At 70.6% G+C, this 17,690-nt stretch carries 14 protein-coding genes and 1 pseudogene; 5 read left to right on the top strand and 10 right to left on the bottom strand.

Annotated features, from left to right (window positions below):
• Positions 1–938: 938 nt before the first annotated feature.
• Complete coding sequence (locus tag CLV28_RS15615) at positions 939–1,427, bottom strand: hypothetical protein (RefSeq protein WP_157802655.1); 489 nt, start codon at positions 1,425–1,427, stop codon at positions 939–941.
• Positions 1,428–1,652: 225 nt separating this feature from the next.
• Here CLV28_RS15615 and CLV28_RS13660 point away from each other — a divergent pair, with 225 nt between their 5' ends.
• Positions 1,653–1,982: a transposase gene (locus CLV28_RS13660; RefSeq protein ID WP_157802654.1), complete on the top strand. Its 330-nt coding sequence runs from the start codon at positions 1,653–1,655 to the stop codon at positions 1,980–1,982.
• The gene (locus CLV28_RS13655; protein ID WP_157802653.1) at positions 1,979–2,590 is read left to right on the top strand and encodes an IS3 family transposase; all 612 of its coding nucleotides are present in this window, start codon (positions 1,979–1,981) and stop codon (positions 2,588–2,590) included. The genes CLV28_RS13660 and CLV28_RS13655 overlap by 4 nt, the downstream gene beginning before the upstream one ends.
• Before the next feature lie 449 nt (positions 2,591–3,039).
• Here the strand turns inward: CLV28_RS13655 and CLV28_RS15610 are convergent.
• Together CLV28_RS15610 and CLV28_RS13645 are read right to left on the bottom strand one after the other, a co-directional pair.
• Positions 3,040–3,141 (bottom strand): annotated as a pseudogene (locus CLV28_RS15610) (transposase); the annotation flags it as partial.
• 465 nt (positions 3,142–3,606) lie between these two features.
• On the bottom strand, positions 3,607–3,849 hold the full coding sequence (locus CLV28_RS13645) for a hypothetical protein (protein ID WP_100423880.1): 243 nt from the start codon (positions 3,847–3,849) through the stop codon (positions 3,607–3,609).
• 375 nt (positions 3,850–4,224) lie between these two features.
• Here CLV28_RS13645 and CLV28_RS13640 point away from each other — a divergent pair, with 375 nt between their 5' ends.
• The gene (locus tag CLV28_RS13640; protein WP_239073175.1) at positions 4,225–5,436 is read left to right on the top strand and encodes a BaiN/RdsA family NAD(P)/FAD-dependent oxidoreductase; all 1,212 of its coding nucleotides are present in this window, start codon (positions 4,225–4,227) and stop codon (positions 5,434–5,436) included.
• Between the two features lie 267 nt (positions 5,437–5,703).
• On the opposite strand, the gene CLV28_RS13635 is transcribed toward CLV28_RS13640, so the two are convergent.
• From CLV28_RS13635 to CLV28_RS13615, 5 genes are all read right to left on the bottom strand, one after another.
• Complete coding sequence (locus CLV28_RS13635) at positions 5,704–6,636, bottom strand: hypothetical protein (RefSeq protein WP_157802652.1); 933 nt, start codon at positions 6,634–6,636, stop codon at positions 5,704–5,706.
• Positions 6,637–6,749: 113 nt separating this feature from the next.
• Complete coding sequence (locus tag CLV28_RS13630) at positions 6,750–8,135, bottom strand: MATE family efflux transporter (protein ID WP_100423878.1); 1,386 nt, start codon at positions 8,133–8,135, stop codon at positions 6,750–6,752.
• Positions 8,132–8,812 (bottom strand): acyltransferase, encoded by a 681-nt coding sequence (locus CLV28_RS16235; protein ID WP_100423877.1) that lies wholly within the window; start codon positions 8,810–8,812, stop codon positions 8,132–8,134. Before CLV28_RS16235 ends, CLV28_RS13630 begins: the two co-directional genes overlap by 4 nt.
• A complete protein-coding gene (locus CLV28_RS13620) occupies positions 8,812–9,717 on the bottom strand; it encodes a glycosyltransferase (protein ID WP_100423876.1) in 906 nt (301 codons plus the stop codon). Before CLV28_RS13620 ends, CLV28_RS16235 begins: the two co-directional genes overlap by 1 nt.
• A gap of 630 nt (positions 9,718–10,347) precedes the next feature.
• Entirely contained in the window at positions 10,348–12,966 is a 2,619-nt protein-coding gene (locus CLV28_RS13615) for an esterase-like activity of phytase family protein (protein ID WP_203968140.1), read from the bottom strand.
• Positions 12,967–13,221: 255 nt separating this feature from the next.
• Here CLV28_RS13615 and CLV28_RS13610 point away from each other — a divergent pair, with 255 nt between their 5' ends.
• Positions 13,222–14,805 (top strand): long-chain-fatty-acid--CoA ligase, encoded by a 1,584-nt coding sequence (locus tag CLV28_RS13610; protein ID WP_100423875.1) that lies wholly within the window; start codon positions 13,222–13,224, stop codon positions 14,803–14,805.
• Between the two features lie 18 nt (positions 14,806–14,823).
• On the opposite strand, the gene CLV28_RS13605 is transcribed toward CLV28_RS13610, so the two are convergent.
• Entirely contained in the window at positions 14,824–15,657 is an 834-nt protein-coding gene (locus CLV28_RS13605; RefSeq protein ID WP_100423874.1) for an ABC transporter permease, read from the bottom strand.
• Complete coding sequence (locus CLV28_RS13600; RefSeq protein WP_239073174.1) at positions 15,654–16,628, bottom strand: ATP-binding cassette domain-containing protein; 975 nt, start codon at positions 16,626–16,628, stop codon at positions 15,654–15,656. The genes CLV28_RS13605 and CLV28_RS13600 overlap by 4 nt, the downstream gene beginning before the upstream one ends.
• Before the next feature lie 88 nt (positions 16,629–16,716).
• Between CLV28_RS13600 and CLV28_RS13595 the strand changes: the two genes are divergently transcribed.
• The gene (locus CLV28_RS13595; protein WP_100423872.1) at positions 16,717–17,664 is read left to right on the top strand and encodes a TetR/AcrR family transcriptional regulator; all 948 of its coding nucleotides are present in this window, start codon (positions 16,717–16,719) and stop codon (positions 17,662–17,664) included.
• Positions 17,665–17,690 lie beyond the last annotated feature (26 nt).

Here is a 17,690-nt window from a genome sequence, read left to right as displayed (position 1 = left end):
CCGCCTGGCTCGCTCAACGCCGACGACCACCACGAAGAGGTCTTCGTCGCCTGGCAGTGCGCTCGACAACAACGCGCCGCACGCCAGGCCAATGACCTGGCTGACGGACGACGCCTGGCCGAGAACGGCCTCGCCTCGTTCCGCTCCTGCCCGAACCCGAACCCGAACCCGAAAGTCGCCCGCCTCGGCCAGACCCTGAGCAAGTGAATCGTGGACGATCATCAGTGCGTTGCCTGCGCCCCCCGCGCCACTTGGCCCGTTTCACTTCGATCCTCTAAACGCAGCTAGTTGCGTTCGGGCCTGTTCGCCCGGGTGTCTGCCGCAATTGATGAAATGGGAGCAGAGGCTCTGCGGCGGACTTCGTCAAGGCCGATTACTGCCTAGTAAACGCATATTTGCTGGAGTCCTGATCCGGATCGCCTAGCGCAAAATAAACTCGATCCAATGAATCCACCCAGAGTTGCTCCCCATTGCAAGAACCTGCATCTGGTGAAAGTCGGATGAACGATTCAGATCCATCATTTCGCTCGACCGCTTCCCAACTTCCGCTGCACGAGATCAACGGCCCATCTTCGGGGATCGTCGCCGGAGTGCCCACGCCGCGATCTTCTAGAACCGACTCTGGAACTTCCGAAAATGTATAGGAATGATCCTCCGAGAGAAGAATCTCTCCCCTACCGCCCTCCGACAAAAAGTGCCCACCGATCTCTTCCAAATCTATCGCGTCAGAATCGATATCAATCGAACAGCCGCCAATCAGAGCACTCGCCGCCGCAAGTGCAATTGCGGTCCGTCGATATCTGAGATGCCGACCCTTGATCTTAGCTTCTCGGGCCACAGAACACGTCCTTCCAGGTGATTGTCTGCGTCGTTGGGGCCATCGGGCCGACGTCCCGACCGCCCGCTGCATAGGCCCGCCCACATACTTTGACCAAAATTCAGTATACCCAACGACTGGGGGGGTGCGCAGCTGATTCAATGTCCGACTCGTTCTCGACCGTTATTTGCCAAACCGCTCCACCGTCGCTATTTACGTCAACCACCTTTGCGCGAACGGTGTGGGAACCCAGGTAGGTGTATGCAAGATTGCCGGTCTTCCCGGCAGTCAAAAGAGTCGAGTAGTCACGCACGAACTCCAACGGGCCATCTGCCCCGCCCAGGCGATAGTCGTTCATTTCTTCACGACCAAGTCCCGCTTTTCCGGACTTGGTCAACTCCTCAAGATAGTTCTCGAACTCGCGAGTTATCGCACTGCTTCCATAAGTGACCGTGAATGGATCCCCAGCGTGAAAATCCTGGTGCGCAGGGCCAGTGCCAGTCAGCCACTGCTTTCCTACCGTGAACGGGTCCGCACTATTCTTTGGCCAGGCATATACGCCGTCCGAGGCATCGCAGGGTGGGGCTACGTTGTAGATCTTGGTGCGCACTGGAGGCGCAACGGACGGCTCTGACTTAGTCGTTGAACTCGTATTCTTGCGAGCCTTCTTCGCGGCACTGAAGGCCCTAGTGGATCCGCATTGGCCGTCGATCATGGGTCCGTGGGGGATGAGGCCGGTGGGGTCGGAGTAGGTGGTGGGGTTGTTGGGGCTTGACCCCGTGAGGTGGACACGCTGATTCCGAGGTTGTCTCGGAGGAAGCGAGAAGATCTGGTCATGGCCAGGAAGACGTACTCGGCGGAGTTCCCCCGTGATGCTGTCGAGTTGTACCGCTGCACGCCGAGCGCGACGGTCGCGGGGATCGCCGCGGATCTGGGCGTCATGGACTCCACGTTGTCGGGGTGGATCAAGGCGGCCGGTGTGCCGATCCGCGGCCAGTCCCGCCCGCCCGCGGCGGTGGTGCCCGGTGACGAGACCTCGGCCCAGGAGCTGGCCCGGTTACGCGCCCGGGTGGCCGAGCTGGAGGGCGAGACCCGCAAGCTGGCCACGGAGCGGGAGACTCTGCGGGCGGCGGCGAAGTATTTCGCCGGGGAGACGAACTGGTGAGCCGCTTCCAGTTCGTCGCCGACCACCAGTCCACCTACTCGGTGAAGCGGTTGTGCCAGGTTCTGGAGATCGCCCGGTCCTCGTTCTACAAGTGGCTCGCCGCGGCGCCCGCCCGGGCCGCGCGGTTGGCCGACGACGAGGCGCTGGCGGCGCGGATCCGCGCGGTCCACGACGCCAATCGGGCGTGCGGGGCGCCGCGGATCACCGCCGACCTGAACTACGGGGCAAGCGAGGGCGAGCGGGTGAACCACAAGCGCGTGGCCCGTGTGATGCGCGAACGGGCGATCGTCGGGCTCCGGTTGCGGCGTCGGGTGCGCACTACCGTGCCCGACCCGCACGCCCAGCTCGTGCCCGACCTGCTCGAGCGGGACTTCACCGCCACCGAGCCGAACACACCGGGCCACACCCCCGTCTGCGTTGAGCCCCTAAGAGCCGTCGGGGGATCGTCATGCACCTCCCAGCATGGCGGAAAACCATTCTGTTGTTTCGCCGGCGTCCTCGTCGTCGCCCGCTGGCTCCAACACGCACAGCACGGCCCGGGTCAGGTGAGCGTGCGCACTGTCTTCACTCGCAGACTCCAAATCCGCCCAGCATCGTTCCTTCGCTGAGGCGAGGATCTCAGCGTCACCATCACTGGCGGACCAGTAGAGCCGCGCGTCGTTGAACGCGCCGCGTGCGACTTCCCGCAGCGCCTCCTCCACGTGGGAGAGTTCGTCAAGCAGAGCGAGCATCAGCCCTTGCCACTCCGATGTCCGCAACTCAGCGGCAAACGATCTAGCCCTCGTCAGAAGTTCCTCGACGCTGCTCAATGATTCACCCCGAACGCGTCGAGAACTGAACTGCAGAAAGTGCAGATCCCGTTCGGGAGGCCGTCGCCGGGCCTCGACGTTCCCATCGCCACGGCACGGATCGACCCGCCAGCGGGGTTGACACCCGAGTCGAACGCCTGCGTCAAGCACCCCAGTTCGGCACACCCGCCGTGCCACGGCGCACGCTGCCTGATTGGGACACCATCGAGCGCACCTTACACAAGCGGATGCACCGCCCGGTCAGTTGGGGGGTCCTTGGCTCGTCCGCGGTGTCCGTGCAGAACGAGCTGGACCCGGCGGCAGCAGCGGTCCAGGGCGTCGCCGGCGAGGCGCACGACGTGGAACGGGTCATCACCGCCGTCGCGTCGTCAGGTCAGGGGCAGCGAAGGTAGCGTCAGGCACGTCGAGGGTTCTGGATGGGTGGCATAGGAACCCCCATCATCAGGAGACCTCGACCTCTACCTCGACGCAGTCACCCGCGAGCAAGCTCGTCGAAGCACTCGCCGGACGGGATGATTGTCCCGTGAGCAATGACCAGTACATCTGCGCCTTCTGTAGCAAGCCGACAGACGACGACCCTCGGTACATCCACCTTGACCTGTCGTGGCTCCACAGTGGGGCCAGCCAGGCGATCGGGGCGCACCACTCATGCCTGGTGGCGGCGCTCCAGCCCGGATTCCCCCTCGCCGTCGAAGGGCCATACGAGTAGGCGGCTACACCCTCAGATCGGATGAGCCGGACAAGAGCCCAGACCACCGCCAGCGCCGTCAAGACGGCCAGGACCCAGCGCGGCCTGGCCGTCCGCGCGTGCACCGTCATGAGGGCTGCCCCAAGCTCCCGTTGGGTAGCCACTCAACGTCCCAGCCATCGTCGGTCACGCCGAGTTCAAGCTCGCGCTCATTTGCGAACCAGATGTCGGCGACGGTCGTCAGCGCCCCAGGTTTCCCACCGCAGATCAGAGCGATGATCGATCCACTCTCATCCGCTTCCGCGACCAAGTAGAGCCCTTCGTATGGGCCGGCGACGAAGCGCGCATCTCGACGAGTCATGTCCATCACCGCCCGAAGTCCAGGGGAACGTGGTTGTTGACGATCGGCGTCCGCCCACCGGAATCTCCGACGGGTAAGCGTGTCGGATGGATCCCTCGCATCATCCAAACTGCTCGAGCGGTTGATAGCGGTAGGTAACCGTTGAATCCCGGGATGTCCCTATATTGGTGCACTCGAGCGCGGGCTTCAGTCTGCCTCGTCGAGGCATGGCGACGGAGGGTCGAGCCTGTGGGAGTGGCACAGCGCTGCGTCATGTGCCGGTTCACCCCGGCCGCCTCGACGAGGCAGGCGCGTGTGGCGATGCCCGCACCACCGTCCCGGCGCACGCTCCTGCTATGTTCGCCCGATGCTGACTCGGCCTCACCCGCGTGCGGATTCCCGCCGGTGAACACCGTGACCGTCGTCGGCGGCGGCCCCGCGGGGCTGATCGCGGCCGAGACGCTCGCGCGCGCTGGCGTCGCCGTCACCGTCCACGACCGCATGCCGTCGGTGCCGCGCAAGTTCCTCACCGCGGGCCACGGCGGGCTCAACATCACGCACAGCGAGGCCCGCGAGCCGTTCCTGCGCCGCTACGGCGCCTCGGCCGACGTGCTCGCGCCGATGCTCGACGTGTTCGGTCCCGACGACCTGCGGGCGTGGTGCGACGGGCTCGGGGAGCCGACGTTCGTGGGCAGCAGTGGGCGCGTGTTCCCGCGGTCGTTCCGCGCGAACCCCCTCGTGCGCGCGTGGCTGGGCCGGCTCGCCGACCTCGGTGTGCGCGTCGAGCGCCGGCACCGGTGGACCGGCTGGGACGACGACGGCGCGCTCGTCCTGACCGACACGACCGGTGCGGCGACCACGGTCGTCGCCGACGCCGTGATCTTCGCGCTCGGCGGGGCCTCGTGGCCCCAGCTCGGGTCGGACGGCGGGTGGGTCGCCCCGTTCGTCGAGCGCGGTGTCGAGGTCACGGGCTTCCGTCCCGCGAACGTGGGGCTGCGCGTCGGGTGGAGCGACGTGCTCGTCGAGCGGTTCGCGGGCACACCCCTGAAGAACGTCGCGGTGGGGGTCCAGGGCGGCGACGTCGTCGCGCGCGGCGACGCGATGCTCACGCGCACCGGGATCGAGGGCGGGCCGGTCTACGCGATCGGGTCTGCCGTCCACGCGGCGCTCGCGCGCGGGCGGTGCGTGCTCGAGGTCGACCTGCGCCCCGACGTCGACGTCGACCAGCTCGCCGAGCGGCTGCGGCGACGCCGTCCGAAGGACTCGGCCACCACCTGGCTGCGCCGCACGGTCGGGCTCGACCCGGCCGCGATCGCGCTGCTGCGCGAGGCCGGCCCCCTGCCGACCGACCCCGCACAGGTCGCCGCGCTCATCCGGGCCGTGCCCGTCGAGGTCACCGGGACCATGCCGCTCGAGCAGGCGATCTCGAGCGCGGGCGGCATCGCGTGGTCGGAGGTCGACGACGAGCTCATGCTGCGCCGGATGCCGGGCACGTTCGTCGCGGGCGAGATGCTCGACTGGGACGCGCCGACGGGCGGCTACCTGCTGCAGGCGTCGTTCAGCACGGGCGTCGTCGCGGCGCACGGGGTGCTGCGCAGGCTCGGGCTCGCCGAGTAGGGCGTCACGCCGTCGTTGAGGCCTGTGGCTTCAGAGGCGCTGAGCCGGAGGCCCGCGGACTCGACGAGTCCGAGCGAGTGCGCTCGCTCTACGGCATCGGCAGGGAGCTGCATCGTGTCTGTCGTCGACTCCGACTCGTTCGCCACGGCAACCGGGACCTGGTTGATCGTCGATCAGCCGCAGTGGCACCGATGACTGTTACCCAGATCCACCGGGTGCGACGACCTCGCCGTGGGCCCGGTCGACCGCCTGAATCCATCTCGTCTGTCATCGCTGAGGCTCGAACGCCTCAGGGTGCGCCCCGATGTACTCGCGCGCGGTCGCCAGCGCCTCATCGATCACGGCCTGCTCGTCCAGCAGCTCGCTGGCGTACTCGTCGAGGATCGGCGCCTGCAACGCGGCCCACCTGTCGGCGATCCGCCGCGTGGCATCGATCGAGGTCTTGCACTCCACGACGGTCAGCGCCATCGCGACCTGCTCCTCGTTGATGACCCTCTGATCGGCACCCACCGGCTGCCACGGAAGTTCCGGGTCCGGTTCCAGACCGTTGTCCTGGAGGCACTGGCCCAGCTCGTCGAAGACCGCCCTGACGGCCGGATCATCGTCGATCCCGCCGCTTACCGCATCGAGGCGCGCATTCCAGGGACCCTGAGCGGGAAGATAGAGATCGAACTGCTTGCTCTCCGGCCTTTCCCGGCACGTCGCAAAGACTGCGAAGTCGTCGTCGGTGGCCCGCGCCATGATCTCCAGGGCGCGCGCCCTGTCCTCCGAAGGCGGTTCGCCGTAGTCCTGCGGCACGTAGCCGTTGGCCCTCAGGTCCGCGTCCGTCATCGGCGTGACGAACCCGAACCGCTCGGCCTGATCGACGGTCCACGGGCCGAAGAACGACTCCGAGTCGTAGACAGGGTCGTAGGTGGGCTTCAGAGCGATCGCCTCGACGCCCTGTTCACGCGCGCACACGGTGTTCATGGCGGTATCAGCGGTCGACAAGAGGTCCATCTCTTCGTACCCACCCGTGAACCGGTCAAACGGGAGCACCACGGATCCTGTGACGGGATCCAGCTCAGCACTCATCTCGATCCCGGAACCACCCGGAACAACACGCTCTGCAGCTCCGTCGGACGGACCGCACGCCACGCTCACCGATCCCACCGCCAGTGCCACTGCGACTACCTGAGTGATGACTCGTGTCTTCACCATGCACCCCCTGCCTTCGTCTCGCGGGAACATTACAGCGCCCGCAGTAGCTCCCACGAGACCCGCTCGCCTCCATGGGTCGGGGGGAGATCTGCACGTTGCACGCGACTCTCGCGTCAGTCGACCAGGCTCCGCAGCCACTTCCGCGAACGAATCCGCCTCCCGGCGATCGCGATGCGCACCGCCTCCTCGACGAGCAGCAGGCAGTACAGCCACACCGGGTCGACGCCCACCACGAACCGCAGCACGGCCGCGAGCGGCAGCAGCACGACCCACTGCGCGAACACGTCGAGCAGCAGGCAGAACCGGGCCTCGCCGCCGGCGCGCAGCACGCCGAGCACCATGACCATCGAGACGCTCTTGAGCACGAACGACACCGCCATGAGGGTGTAGAGCGTGCCGGTCAGGTCGAGCGAGGCGGGCGACAGCCCCGGGAACAGCGCGAGCACGGGCACCTTGAGCGCCCACACGACGAGCGCCGTGACCGCCCCGACGAGCACCCCGACCCGGATCAGCCCGAGCGCCTGCGCGTACGCGTCGTCGGGACGCCTCGCCCCGAGCGTGCCGCCCACGAGCACCGCGGCGGCGTTGGCGAGCCCGAGCGTGAACGCGAGCGACAGCGACTCGACGGGCGAGAGCACCGCGAGCGCCGTGACGGACTCGACGCTCGCGCCGCCCACGATCGCGTAGAAGACGAAGACCCCGAGCGCCCACAGGGTGCTGTTGAGCGCGGCGGGCACCGACAGGCGCAGCAGCAGCCCGACCTCGGGGCGGCGGACCGCGCGGAGCTCGGCCCGAGGGAACGCGGCGAGGACGTGCCGTCGCACGCGCAGGTGCAGCCACAGCAGCCCGGTCTCGACGACCGCGCTCACGAGGGTGCCGATCGCGGCGCCCGTGATGCCCATCGCGGGGGCGCCCAGCAGGCCGAAGATCAGCACGGCGTTCAGCGCCACGTTGAGGCCGACGCCCACGAGCGCGTAGATCATGCTGATCGTGGGCTGGTGCATCACGCGCAGCCCGGCGGCGAGACTCGACGTGTACGGGAACAGCAGGAACGTGAAGCTCACGATCTTCAGGAACTCGGCGCCGCGCTCGATCACGACGGGCGAGCTCGTGCTCGTGCCGATCACCTGCTCGCCGAACGCGAAGAACGCGACGAACGCGACGAGCCCGAAGACCGCGGACGCCGCCCAGCCGAGCCACACGGTCTGGCGCAGTCGCGTCTCGCGGCCGGCGGCCCCGCTGCCCCACACCTGCGCGCCGATCTGCGCGGCGCCTGTGGACAGCCCGATGAGGAAGATCGTCACGACGAACGTCGCGCGGCTCGCGATGCCGATCGCGGCGACGTCCGCGCCGTCCTGCGAGCCGAGCATGACGGCGTCGACGATCCCCTTGGACGAGAACACGATCGTCTGGAGCGTGATCGGCAGCGCGATCAGCAGCAGCCGCCGCGCGAAGTCCCCGCGGACAGCGGGCGGCGCGAACGCCGTCAGCCCGCTCACAGCTGCTTGACGACGCGCGCCGGGTTCCCGATCACGACGGCGCCCGGCGGGACGTCGTCGTACACCACGGCCTGGGCGCCGATCACGGCGTCCTCACCGACCTGCACGCCCTTGAGGATCGTCGCCCCGGCCCCGACCCAGGCCCGCGCCCCGATCGTCACGGCCGCGGACGTCGTCCGCTCGGCCTCGCCCGGCTGCCCGCGGCCCCGCAGGGGGTGGCCCGAGCTGTCCATGACGGTCACGAGCGGACCGAACATGACGTCGTCGCCGATCTCGACGCTCTCGTACGCGACGACCGCGACGCCCTGCAGGCACACGCGGTCGCCGATCGTGATGCGGCCCGGCGCGCGGTCGTTGACCCGCACCGACGTCAGGCGCACGGGGCCGCTCGGGAACGCGGGGTTGAGGCCCGACTCGACGTAGCAGGCCTCGCCCACCCGGATCGCGCCGCGGAACGCCTCAGGGTCGACCGCGCGGTGGCCGAGCTCGGCATCGGTCGCCTGCGTGAACGCGACGCGCGGCTGGTCGACGAACACGGTGCCCGCCCCCACCTCGACGCCGTGCTCCGTGAGGACCCGGGCGATCTCGTCCGAGGTCGGCTGCTCCACGAGCACCGAGCCCAGCTGCAGGCGACGGTCGCCCCGGGTCGGGTACAGGTTGTCGAACAGGACCGGCATCAGCGCGCCTGCCCGGACAGCAGGCGCAGCGACTCGCGCTCGCGCGAGATCTTGATGACCTTGTTGAGCGAGTACTTCTCGTTCTGCAGGTCCTTGCCGTAGAAGCTCGTCGTCCACAGGTTGTACTTGCTGTGGATGCGCTCGGCGGCGCTCGCCGACGACTCCTTGAGGTCTGAGACCTCCTTGGCGTGCGGCCAGTGCAGCGAGCGCGCCGCCCGGTCCATGAGGAACAGGTTGTTGCGCTGGAACAGGCGGACGCCGAGGTCGACGTCCTCGCCGCCCCAGCTCGTGAACGACTCGTCGAACAGGCCGGCCTTGAGCAGCTCCTCGCGCTCGGCCGAGACGTGGCACGTCCAGAAGATGTCGAACGGCGCGGGCCAGCTCGTGATGTTCTCGCCGAGCTCCGCGTACTGCTGCTCGCGGATGTCGAGCGCGCCCTGGGCGTGCAGGAACTCGATCGACGCGTCGGTGTCGTCGTGCTCGATCGTGGACATGAGGGTCGCGACGGTCGCGTCGTCGATCTCGAAGCCGTACACGTAGCCGATCATCACGGTCGGGTACTCGGACGCCTCGTGCGTGGCGAGGTGCGTCGCGAGGGTGTCGGTCGCGAGCAGGACGCCCGTGTCGATGTAGACGACGTACGTGCCGCTCGCGATCGCGGTGCCGATGTTGCGCGCCTTGCCGGCCCGGAACCCGAGGTCCTCCTGCCAGAAGTACTTGACGTCGAGGTCCTGCGAGAACGAGCGGACGACCGCCTCGGCGTCGTCGCTGCCGCCGTCGTCGACCACGACGACCTCGAACCGGTCGCGGGGCAGGGTCTGACGGCGCAGGGCCTCGAGGGTGTGGCGCAGCAGCTCGGCACGGTTGTAGGTGGGGATCACGACGCTGATCGTGGGGGTGCTCATGGCGGCTCCAGACGGTTCGCGGAGGCGGACCGGACCGGACGCGACGGGCGCACGGCGAGGTGCCGTGCCGCCCTGGCGGGGACGGATCGTCCCGGTCGTCGAGGTGCTCGACGCGACCAGTCCCGTCCCTGGGTGGGGCAGGACCAACCGTAGCGAAGCGGGCATGTAAGGGCTACTGCGTAATAAGGGATTTCGCGGATGTTCGCTCGGGCGACACTCTCGGAGCCGCAGAATCTTGCGGAATGTGACACATGTCAGGAGGTGAGAGTGTGCCAGATGTTGAGACGGCGTTCACCGGGCGGCCTCGCGTCGTTGGGTGCCTGCCCGGCCCCGCCGGAGGGGTCCTGCCGCCACGAGACCGGCGGCGTCCGCGGGGAGGGCGGGGCGGGCGGGGCGGCAGGTCCGCGGGTCCGGCGGCTCCGCGGGTCCGGCACCGCGGGTCGGCACCGCGAGATAGAACCGAGCGCGCGAGATAGAACGTCGGACGTTCTATCTCGCGCGCTCAGTTCTATCTCGGCGTCAGGGTCGGCCGGCGTCAGGGTCGGACGCCGGGTGGCCGGCGTGGCCCCTCGGCGTCAGGGTTCGCCAGCGTCAGGGTCGGACGGCGGGTGGCCGGCGTGGCCCGAAGGGTCAGCGTGCCAGCCAGGCGAGCAGGGTCTTCAGCAGGGTCGACACCTGCTCGACCCATGCGGTCACGACCGGGGTCCAGTCGTGGCCGCCACCGTTGCCGTTGCCGTTGCCGTGACCGGAGCCGTTGCCGTTGCCGTTGCCGTGACCGGAGCCGTTGCCAGACCCGTGGCCGTGGCCCGAGCCGCCGTCGGCGTCCTCCTGGACCTCCCGGGCCACCGACCCGTCGCCGCCGAGGAGCTTCTTCGCGGAGCCGAGCTCGAGCAGCACGGTCTCGCCGGTCGCGTCCTTGAGGCCGTCGTTGTCGGTCACGGCGTACACGCGGCCGTCGCCAGCGATCGTCAGGCCCTCGAGCTTCTCCTGCGTCCAGCCCTCGGTGGCCTGCAGCGCGGGCAGCGCGTCGATCGCGAGCGACTTGTCGAGCATCGTGACGCCTGCGGACGGCTCGGCCGGGAGGTCGACCGTGTAGACGCGCTTGATCGCGGCGGCGGGGCCGTTGAGCTTGTCGCGCTCGACCACGGCGAGCGTGTCGGCGTCGACGGCCGTGACCTCGGACAGCCCGATCCAGTCGCCGTCGGTCATCGTCTGCTCGAGCGGGTAACCGAACCACGTCCACGTCTCGGCGGTGACGTCGTACCGGCCGATCCGGGCGTACCCGGCCACCCCGTCGTCCGACGTCAGGCCGCGCTGGAGCGCGACGAACAGGTGGTCGCCGGACTCGTCGGTGACGCCGGTGACGCCCTCGACGCCCCACTTGCCGAGGCCGGCCGCGACGTCCGCGGGGAGGGCGACGCGCTGCTGCACGGCGCCCGCGGCGTCGGTACGCACGAGCGCGTTGTCCTTGCCCTTGGCGCCCTCGACGCCGAGCCAGAACCCGCCCTCGGGGCGGGCCCACAGGCCCTCGACGTCGAGCGCGGCGGGCGTCCCGGCGTCGGTCACGACGACCGAGCGGTCGATCGTCGCGGGCGCCGAGCCCGTACGGGTCGACAGGTCGACCGAGAACAGCGTGGTCGGCACGAGCGCGGCGTCCGAGGCCGTCCACAGGCGGTGCGCGTCGGTCGGGTCGGCCGAGAGCGCGCCGAGCGCCGTCCACCCGATCGGTGCGCCCGCGGCGGAGTCCGCCGAGACGACCGACGGGAACTGCGGGGTGCCCGCGTCCTTGGCGAACTTCTGGCCCAGCCCGAACACGCCGACCGCGGCGCGCACGCCCGCGTCGGCCTCGTCGGTCTCGCTCGACGTGATCAGCAGGTTGCGCGACGGCACGGGCAGCAGGCCCTCGGGGCCGTTGGTCGTGGCGATCACCTGCACGAACCGGGGCGCCGCGGGCTTCGAGACGTCGTACACGGCGACGAAGTTGGAGCGTTCCGACCCGACGAACGCGTACGGCGTGCGCCCGAACCGCGCGACCGCGATGCCCTCGATCTCGACGCCCTTCTTGGCGGCACGGTCCTCGGTGTGCAGGCCGACGCGCACCGCGAGGCGCTCCATCTCGGCGCCCGCGTCCCACGTGACCTCGCCCGTCGCGGCGTCGAAGATCGTCCAGCCGCGCGTGCCGCCCTTCCAGTCGCCCTCGTTCGCGGTCGCGACGTGCTGGTCGTCGACCCAGGCGATCGCGTCGGGCTCGCGCGGGACGTCGGTGATCGACCCGGTCTGGTCGATCGCGCCGTCCTTGGCGGTGTCGATGCCGGTGACGCTCGCCGTGCCGGCCGAGAACGCGGTCACGATCTCGCCCGTGCGCACGTCGAGCACGACGACGCCGTTGTTCTCCTGGAGCGTGACCGCGACCCGCGTGCCGGCCGGGTTGATCGCGACGTACTCGGGCTCGGGGTCGATCGGCGTGTCCAGTCCGGCGAGCGCCGGGAGGGCGGTGCCGTCGTCCGCGGTGAGGGCGACCGGGGTCGCGGTCCAGGCGGCGACGTCGCCCGTGAGGTCGAGCAGCTGGACGAACCCGGCGGGCAGCTGGGGCAGGTCGCCCTCGTCGCCGCCGGCGGGCGTGGCCTCCTCGTCGCGCTCGTTCTCGATCGCGATGGCGGCGCGCGTACCGTCCGCGGTCACGGCGATCGAGTCGGGCTGCCCGCCCAGGTCGATCGAGCGCACGCGCTCGCGCGTGGCGAGCGAGACGACGTCGACGCGGCCCGTGGGCTCGGTGAAGCTCGTCGAGGTGTCGACGACGACGAGCACGTGGTCGCCCACGACCGCGACCGACGTCGGCTGGTCGTCGCTGTCTCCGAGCTCGGCGAGGCTGAGCGTGCCCAGGCCGCGCGGCGCGTCGGGGTCGCTGATGTCGAGGAACCCGATGCGCTTGCCGAGCGCGTCGGTGTACACGAGCGTCTTGCCGTCCTTGCTCACCGACGAGATCTCGGCGACGGACTCGGCGGTCGCGGGCTCGCCGTCGGGCCGGTTCTGGAACACGGGGTACGTCGCGAGGCGGTGGAACGTCTCGCTGGCCTTGGGCGTGGTCCAGGCGTCGGTGCGCTGGCCCTTCCCGAACGCGGTGCTCGCCGCGACGTCGGACGGCGCGGCGTGCGTCGTCGCGATCGCCGCGGTGGGGACGAGGGTGAGCCCGGCGGCGACGAACGCGGCCGAGACGCGGGCGCGCCGGGATCCGGTGCGGGGGTGCATGTGGTCTCCTCAGGTGGGGTGGCCCCCCGACCCTTGCCGTCGCGGATGACGGCTGGGAGAACGCTGGGCGTCGCTGAGGTGGTGCGTGGTCGTCGGCTGGGTGACCGGCACCGGCTGCGTCGCGGCCGGAGGTCGGCGCGACGACGACCTCGTCAGCGCGAACTGTCATCGCGAATTGACAGCGGGCCGGGTCGCACCGCACCGTGGGCGTACCCCCGCAGGGCACCGGCGCCCGCGGCCCAGGGAAGGACGACGATGTCGAACCCCACGCAGGCCCCGTCCAGCCACTCGACCCTCTCGGTCGCGGCGATCCTCGCCGAGTCCGCGACGCGGCACCCCGACAAGGTCGCGCTCGTGCTCGGCGAGCAGCGCACCACGTACCGCGAGCTGTGGGACCAGACCCGTGCCTACGCGGGTGCGTTGCGCGCCCGCGGGATCGGACCGGGCGACACGGTTGCCGTCCTGCTCCCCAACGTGCCCGACTTCGCCCGCGCCTACTACGGGGTCCTGGCCCTGGGCGCGACCGTCGTCCCCGTCCACGCGCTGCTCAAGGCCCGCGAGATCGAGTACGTGCTGCGCGACTCCGGGGCCCGGGCGATCCTCGTGGGCGCACCGATGCTCGCCGAGGGCGGCAAGGCCGCCGCCGCCGCGGGCGTCGACGCCCTCACCCTCCTGGTCCCTGACGAGCAGGCGGACGCCGTCCCGTTCCCCCGGCTCGAGGACGAGGCCGCCGCCGCACCCCCGATCGACACGTACGTGCCGGTCGCGCCCGGGGCGACCGCGACCGTCCTGTACACGAGCGGCACCACGGGCGAGCCCAAGGGCGCGATGGGCTCGCACCTCGCGCTCGTCGAGCAGGTCAACGTCATGTGCCTCGACACGCTGCCCATGTCGAGCGCCGACGTGATCCTCGGGTGCCTGCCGTTCTTCCACACCTTCGGCCAGACGTGCGCGCTCAACGCGAGCTTCCGGGTCGGCGCGACCGTCGTGCTGCTCCCCCGGTTCGACGGCGACGCCGCGCTGCAGCTCATGAACGCGCACGGCGTGACCATCATGATGGGCGTGCCGACCATGCACCTCGGGCTCGTGCAGGCCGCCGCGAAGAACCCCGAGCGTCCGCCGCTGCGGTACGGCGTCTCGGGCGGGGCCGCGCTGCCGCTCGCCGCGCTCGAGGCGTTCTCCGAGGCGTTCGGCGTGCCGATCCACGAGGGCTACGGGCTCACCGAGACCAGCCCCGTCGCGTCGTTCAACCACATCGGCGTGCCGATCCGGCCGGGAACCGTCGGGCAGCCCATCTGGGGCGTCGACGTCGAGATCGCCGACCCCCTGGTGCGCGACCGCACCGAGCTGCTCCCCCACGGCGAGCTCGGCGAGATCGTGATCCGCGGGCACAACCTCTTCCAGGGCTACCTCAACCGGCCCGAGGCCACGGCCGAGGCCGTCGTCGACGGCTGGTTCCGCTCGGGCGACCTCGGCACCAAGGACGACGACGGGTACGTCACGATCCTCGACCGCACCAAGGACATGATCATCCGCAACGGCTACAACGTGTACCCGCGCGAGGTCGAGGAGGTGCTCGTGCGGCACCCCGCGATCCACATGGCCGCGGTCTTCGGCGTGCCCGACGACACCCACGGCCAGGAGATCCACGCGGCCGTCGTGCTCAAGGACGGTGCCGAGCCCGTCACGGGCGACGAGCTCGTCGCGTGGGTCAAGCAGGACGTCGCGGCGTACAAGTACCCGCGCGTGATCCGGGTGCTCGACGAGCTGCCCCTCGGACCGTCGGGCAAGATCCTCAAGCGCGAGCTCGTCGCACGGCTCGAGCGCAGCGCGGGCTGACCGGCCGGCACCGGGTCGTCACCCGGCCCGGTGCCGCCGCCGCCCGAACACGACGCCCGCGAGCACGGCGAACACCGTCGCGATGCCGACGCACCACACGACGGCGAGCACGGGCGACGTGCCGAGCTCGGTCCCCGTCAGCAGACCCCGGATCGTCTCGATCACGGGCGTGACCGGCTGGTGCTCCGCGAACCCGCGCAGCAGCGCCGGCATGGTCTGCGGCGGCACGAACGCGCTCGACACGTACGGCACGAACAGCATCACGAACGTGGCGGCGCTCGCGGCGTCGACCGAGCGCACGACCACGCCGACGAACGTCGCGGCCCACGTGATCGCGACGACCCACAGCACGATGATCCCGACCGCGCCGAGCCACTCGGCGAGGGTCGCGTCGGGCCGGAACCCCATGAGGTACGCGACGCCGACGACCACCCCGGTGGTGACGAGGTTCTTGACGACGCTCGCGACGACGTGCCCCACGAGCAGCGTCCAGGCCGTCACGGGCATCGACCGGAACCTGTCGACGATCCCGCCCGCGACGTCCTGCTGGACCGCGAGCGCCGTGTTCGCGGCACCGAACCCGGCGCACAGGAGCACGATCCCCGGGGTCACGTAGTTGAGGTACGTCGTGCCGTCGAGCCCGGCCTGGATCGCGCCGCCGAACACGTAGACGAACACGACCATGAGCATCACGGGCAGCGCGACGCCCATGACGAGCGAGTCGACGTCGCGGCTCACGAGCAGCACGCAGCGCCGGACCATGGTCCAGACGTCCGCGGCGAGGTGGGCACCCGGGCGGGCGGACGACGCAGCCGCCGTCCGCGCGCGGGGTGCCGTGGCGAGGGTGGTCATGCTGCGTCCTCCTGCTCGGTGGGGTGCTCGGTGGGGTGCCCGGTCAGGGCGAGGTAGACGTCGTCGAGGGTCGGGCTCACGACGGACCAGCCGCGCGGGACGACGCCGGTCGCGTCGACGCGGTCGAGGACGTCGCGCACGTGCGCGAGGGTGCCGTCGGTGGGGACGCGCAGCGCCGTCGTGGCCCCCGGTTCCCCGACCCCCGGCCCTGGAACGAGCCCGAGCGCCGACCCGACCCGGGCGGCGTCGTCCGCGGTCGCGAGGTCGAGCTCGACGGCCGCCTCCCCGACCCGGGCCTTGAGCGCGGCCGGGGTGCCGTCCGCGACGACGCGACCGCCGTCGAGCACCGCGACGCGGTCGGCGAGCTGGTCGGCCTCCTCGAGGTACTGGGTCGTGAGCAGCAGGCTCGTGCCCTGAGCGACGACGTCGCGGACGACGTCCCACAGGTCCTGCCGCGCGCGCGGGTCGAGCCCGGTGCTGGGCTCGTCGAGGAACAGCACCCGGGGGCGCGCGACGAGCCCGGCCGCGAGGTCGAGGCGACGGCGCATGCCGCCCGAGTAGGTGCCCACGCGGCGTCCGGCGGCGCTCGCGAGGTCGAACGCGTCGAGCAGCTCGTCGACGCGGGCCCGGACCTCGGCGCGCGGGAGGTGCGCGAGGCGCGCCATGGTCACGAGGTTCTCGCGCCCGGTGAGCTTGTCGTCGACGGCCGCCGACTGTCCGGTGACGCTGATGACCTCGCGCACCCGCCGGGCCTCGCGGACGACGTCGAAGCCGGCGACCCGCGCCCGGCCGCCCGTCGGCTCGAGGAGCGTGGACAGGATGCGGACGGTCGTCGTCTTGCCCGCCCCGTTGGGGCCGAGCAGGGCGAGGACCTCGCCGCGGTGGAGCGTCAGGTCGACGCCGTCGAGCACGCCGACGGAGCCGTAGCGATGCGTGAGGCCCTCGGCCTCGACAGCGGGTGAGTCGTTCACGAGAACCTCCGGATCGAAAACTGTGTATGCCATACACCTACTGTGTAGAGAGTAAACAGTTCTAGGATGGGGCGTCAAGGGAGGCACGGTGAGCGAACGCGCAGCAGGCACGGCGGCGTCGTCGTCGACCCCCGCACCCCTGCCGCGCAGCGTCGAGATCCTCTGGGGCGCGCCCCGCGCCCCCCGACGCGGGCCCCGGCCCGCGCTGAGCACCGAGCAGATCACCGACGCCGCGATCGCCCTCGCCGACGCCGACGGCCTCGCCGCGGTCTCGATGGCCCGGGTCGCCGAGTCGCTCGGCGTCACGACCATGGCCCTGTACCGGTACGTGGCGAACAAGGACGAGCTGCTCACGCTGATGTCGGACGCCGGAGCGACCCCGCCGCCCGCGAGCTTCCTCGAGCCCGGCGACCACTGGCGCACCGGCCTCGAGCGCTGGACGATCGCGCAGCTCGACCTCATGCTCGCCCGCCCCTGGCTCGCCGAGCTCGCCCTGTTCACCCTGCCCGTCGGGCCCCACCGCCTCGCCTGGCTCGACCGCGCGCTCGCCGTGCTCGCCGGGACCGGGCTGCCCGCCGGCGTCCAGCTCACGGTCGTGGGCCTGCTGTCGCAGCACGTGCTCGGCGAGGCCCGCATGCGCGCCGACCTCGCCCGCATGGCCGGCGTCGAGCAGCGCCTCGGGGGCACGGGTGCCGGGAGCACGGGTGCCGGGAGCACGGGTGCCGGGTCAGCAGGCTCCGGGGGCACGAGCACCGGGACCGGAGTCGCTGACGCGACACCGGGCCCGGCGGGCGTCGACGACCGCGACCCGTTCGCGTCGTTCGACCAGCTCGTCGTGCGCGTCGCCGACCCCGCGACCTACCCGGCGCTGCACCGCACCGCGACCGAGATCGGTGCCGAGGCCGCTGCCCCGGACGCCGCCGGGCACCCCGGGGACGAGACTGCCACCGACGGGCGCGACGACGAGACGGTCTTCGGGATCCGTCTCGTCCTCGACGGCGTCGAGGCGCTCGTCGAGCGTCACCGCGCACGCTGACGGCAACCGAGCCCCGACCCCGAGGA

The organism is Sediminihabitans luteus (assembly GCF_002797595.1).
GTDB lineage: Bacteria > Actinomycetota > Actinomycetes > Actinomycetales > Cellulomonadaceae > Paraoerskovia > Paraoerskovia lutea.
Note: the sequence above shows the minus strand (reverse complement) of the source record. Positions and strands in the feature narration are given on the sequence as shown.

What these genes read in the sequence shown, in the direction of transcription:
- CLV28_RS13660 (WP_157802654.1), top strand. Translation starts at nt 1,653, where the DNA reads ATGGCCAGGAAGACGTACTCGGCGGAGTTCCCCCGTGATGCTGTCGAG.
- CLV28_RS13635 (WP_157802652.1), bottom strand. Translation starts at nt 6,636, where the DNA reads ATGGTGAAGACACGAGTCATCACTCAGGTAGTCGCAGTGGCACTGGCG.
- CLV28_RS16235 (WP_100423877.1), bottom strand. Translation starts at nt 8,812, where the DNA reads ATGCCGGTCCTGTTCGACAACCTGTACCCGACCCGGGGCGACCGTCGC.
- CLV28_RS13620 (WP_100423876.1), bottom strand. Translation starts at nt 9,717, where the DNA reads ATGAGCACCCCCACGATCAGCGTCGTGATCCCCACCTACAACCGTGCC.
- CLV28_RS13615 (WP_203968140.1), bottom strand. Translation starts at nt 12,966, where the DNA reads ATGCACCCCCGCACCGGATCCCGGCGCGCCCGCGTCTCGGCCGCGTTC.
- CLV28_RS13610 (WP_100423875.1), top strand. Translation starts at nt 13,222, where the DNA reads ATGTCGAACCCCACGCAGGCCCCGTCCAGCCACTCGACCCTCTCGGTC.
- CLV28_RS13605 (WP_100423874.1), bottom strand. Translation starts at nt 15,657, where the DNA reads ATGACCACCCTCGCCACGGCACCCCGCGCGCGGACGGCGGCTGCGTCG.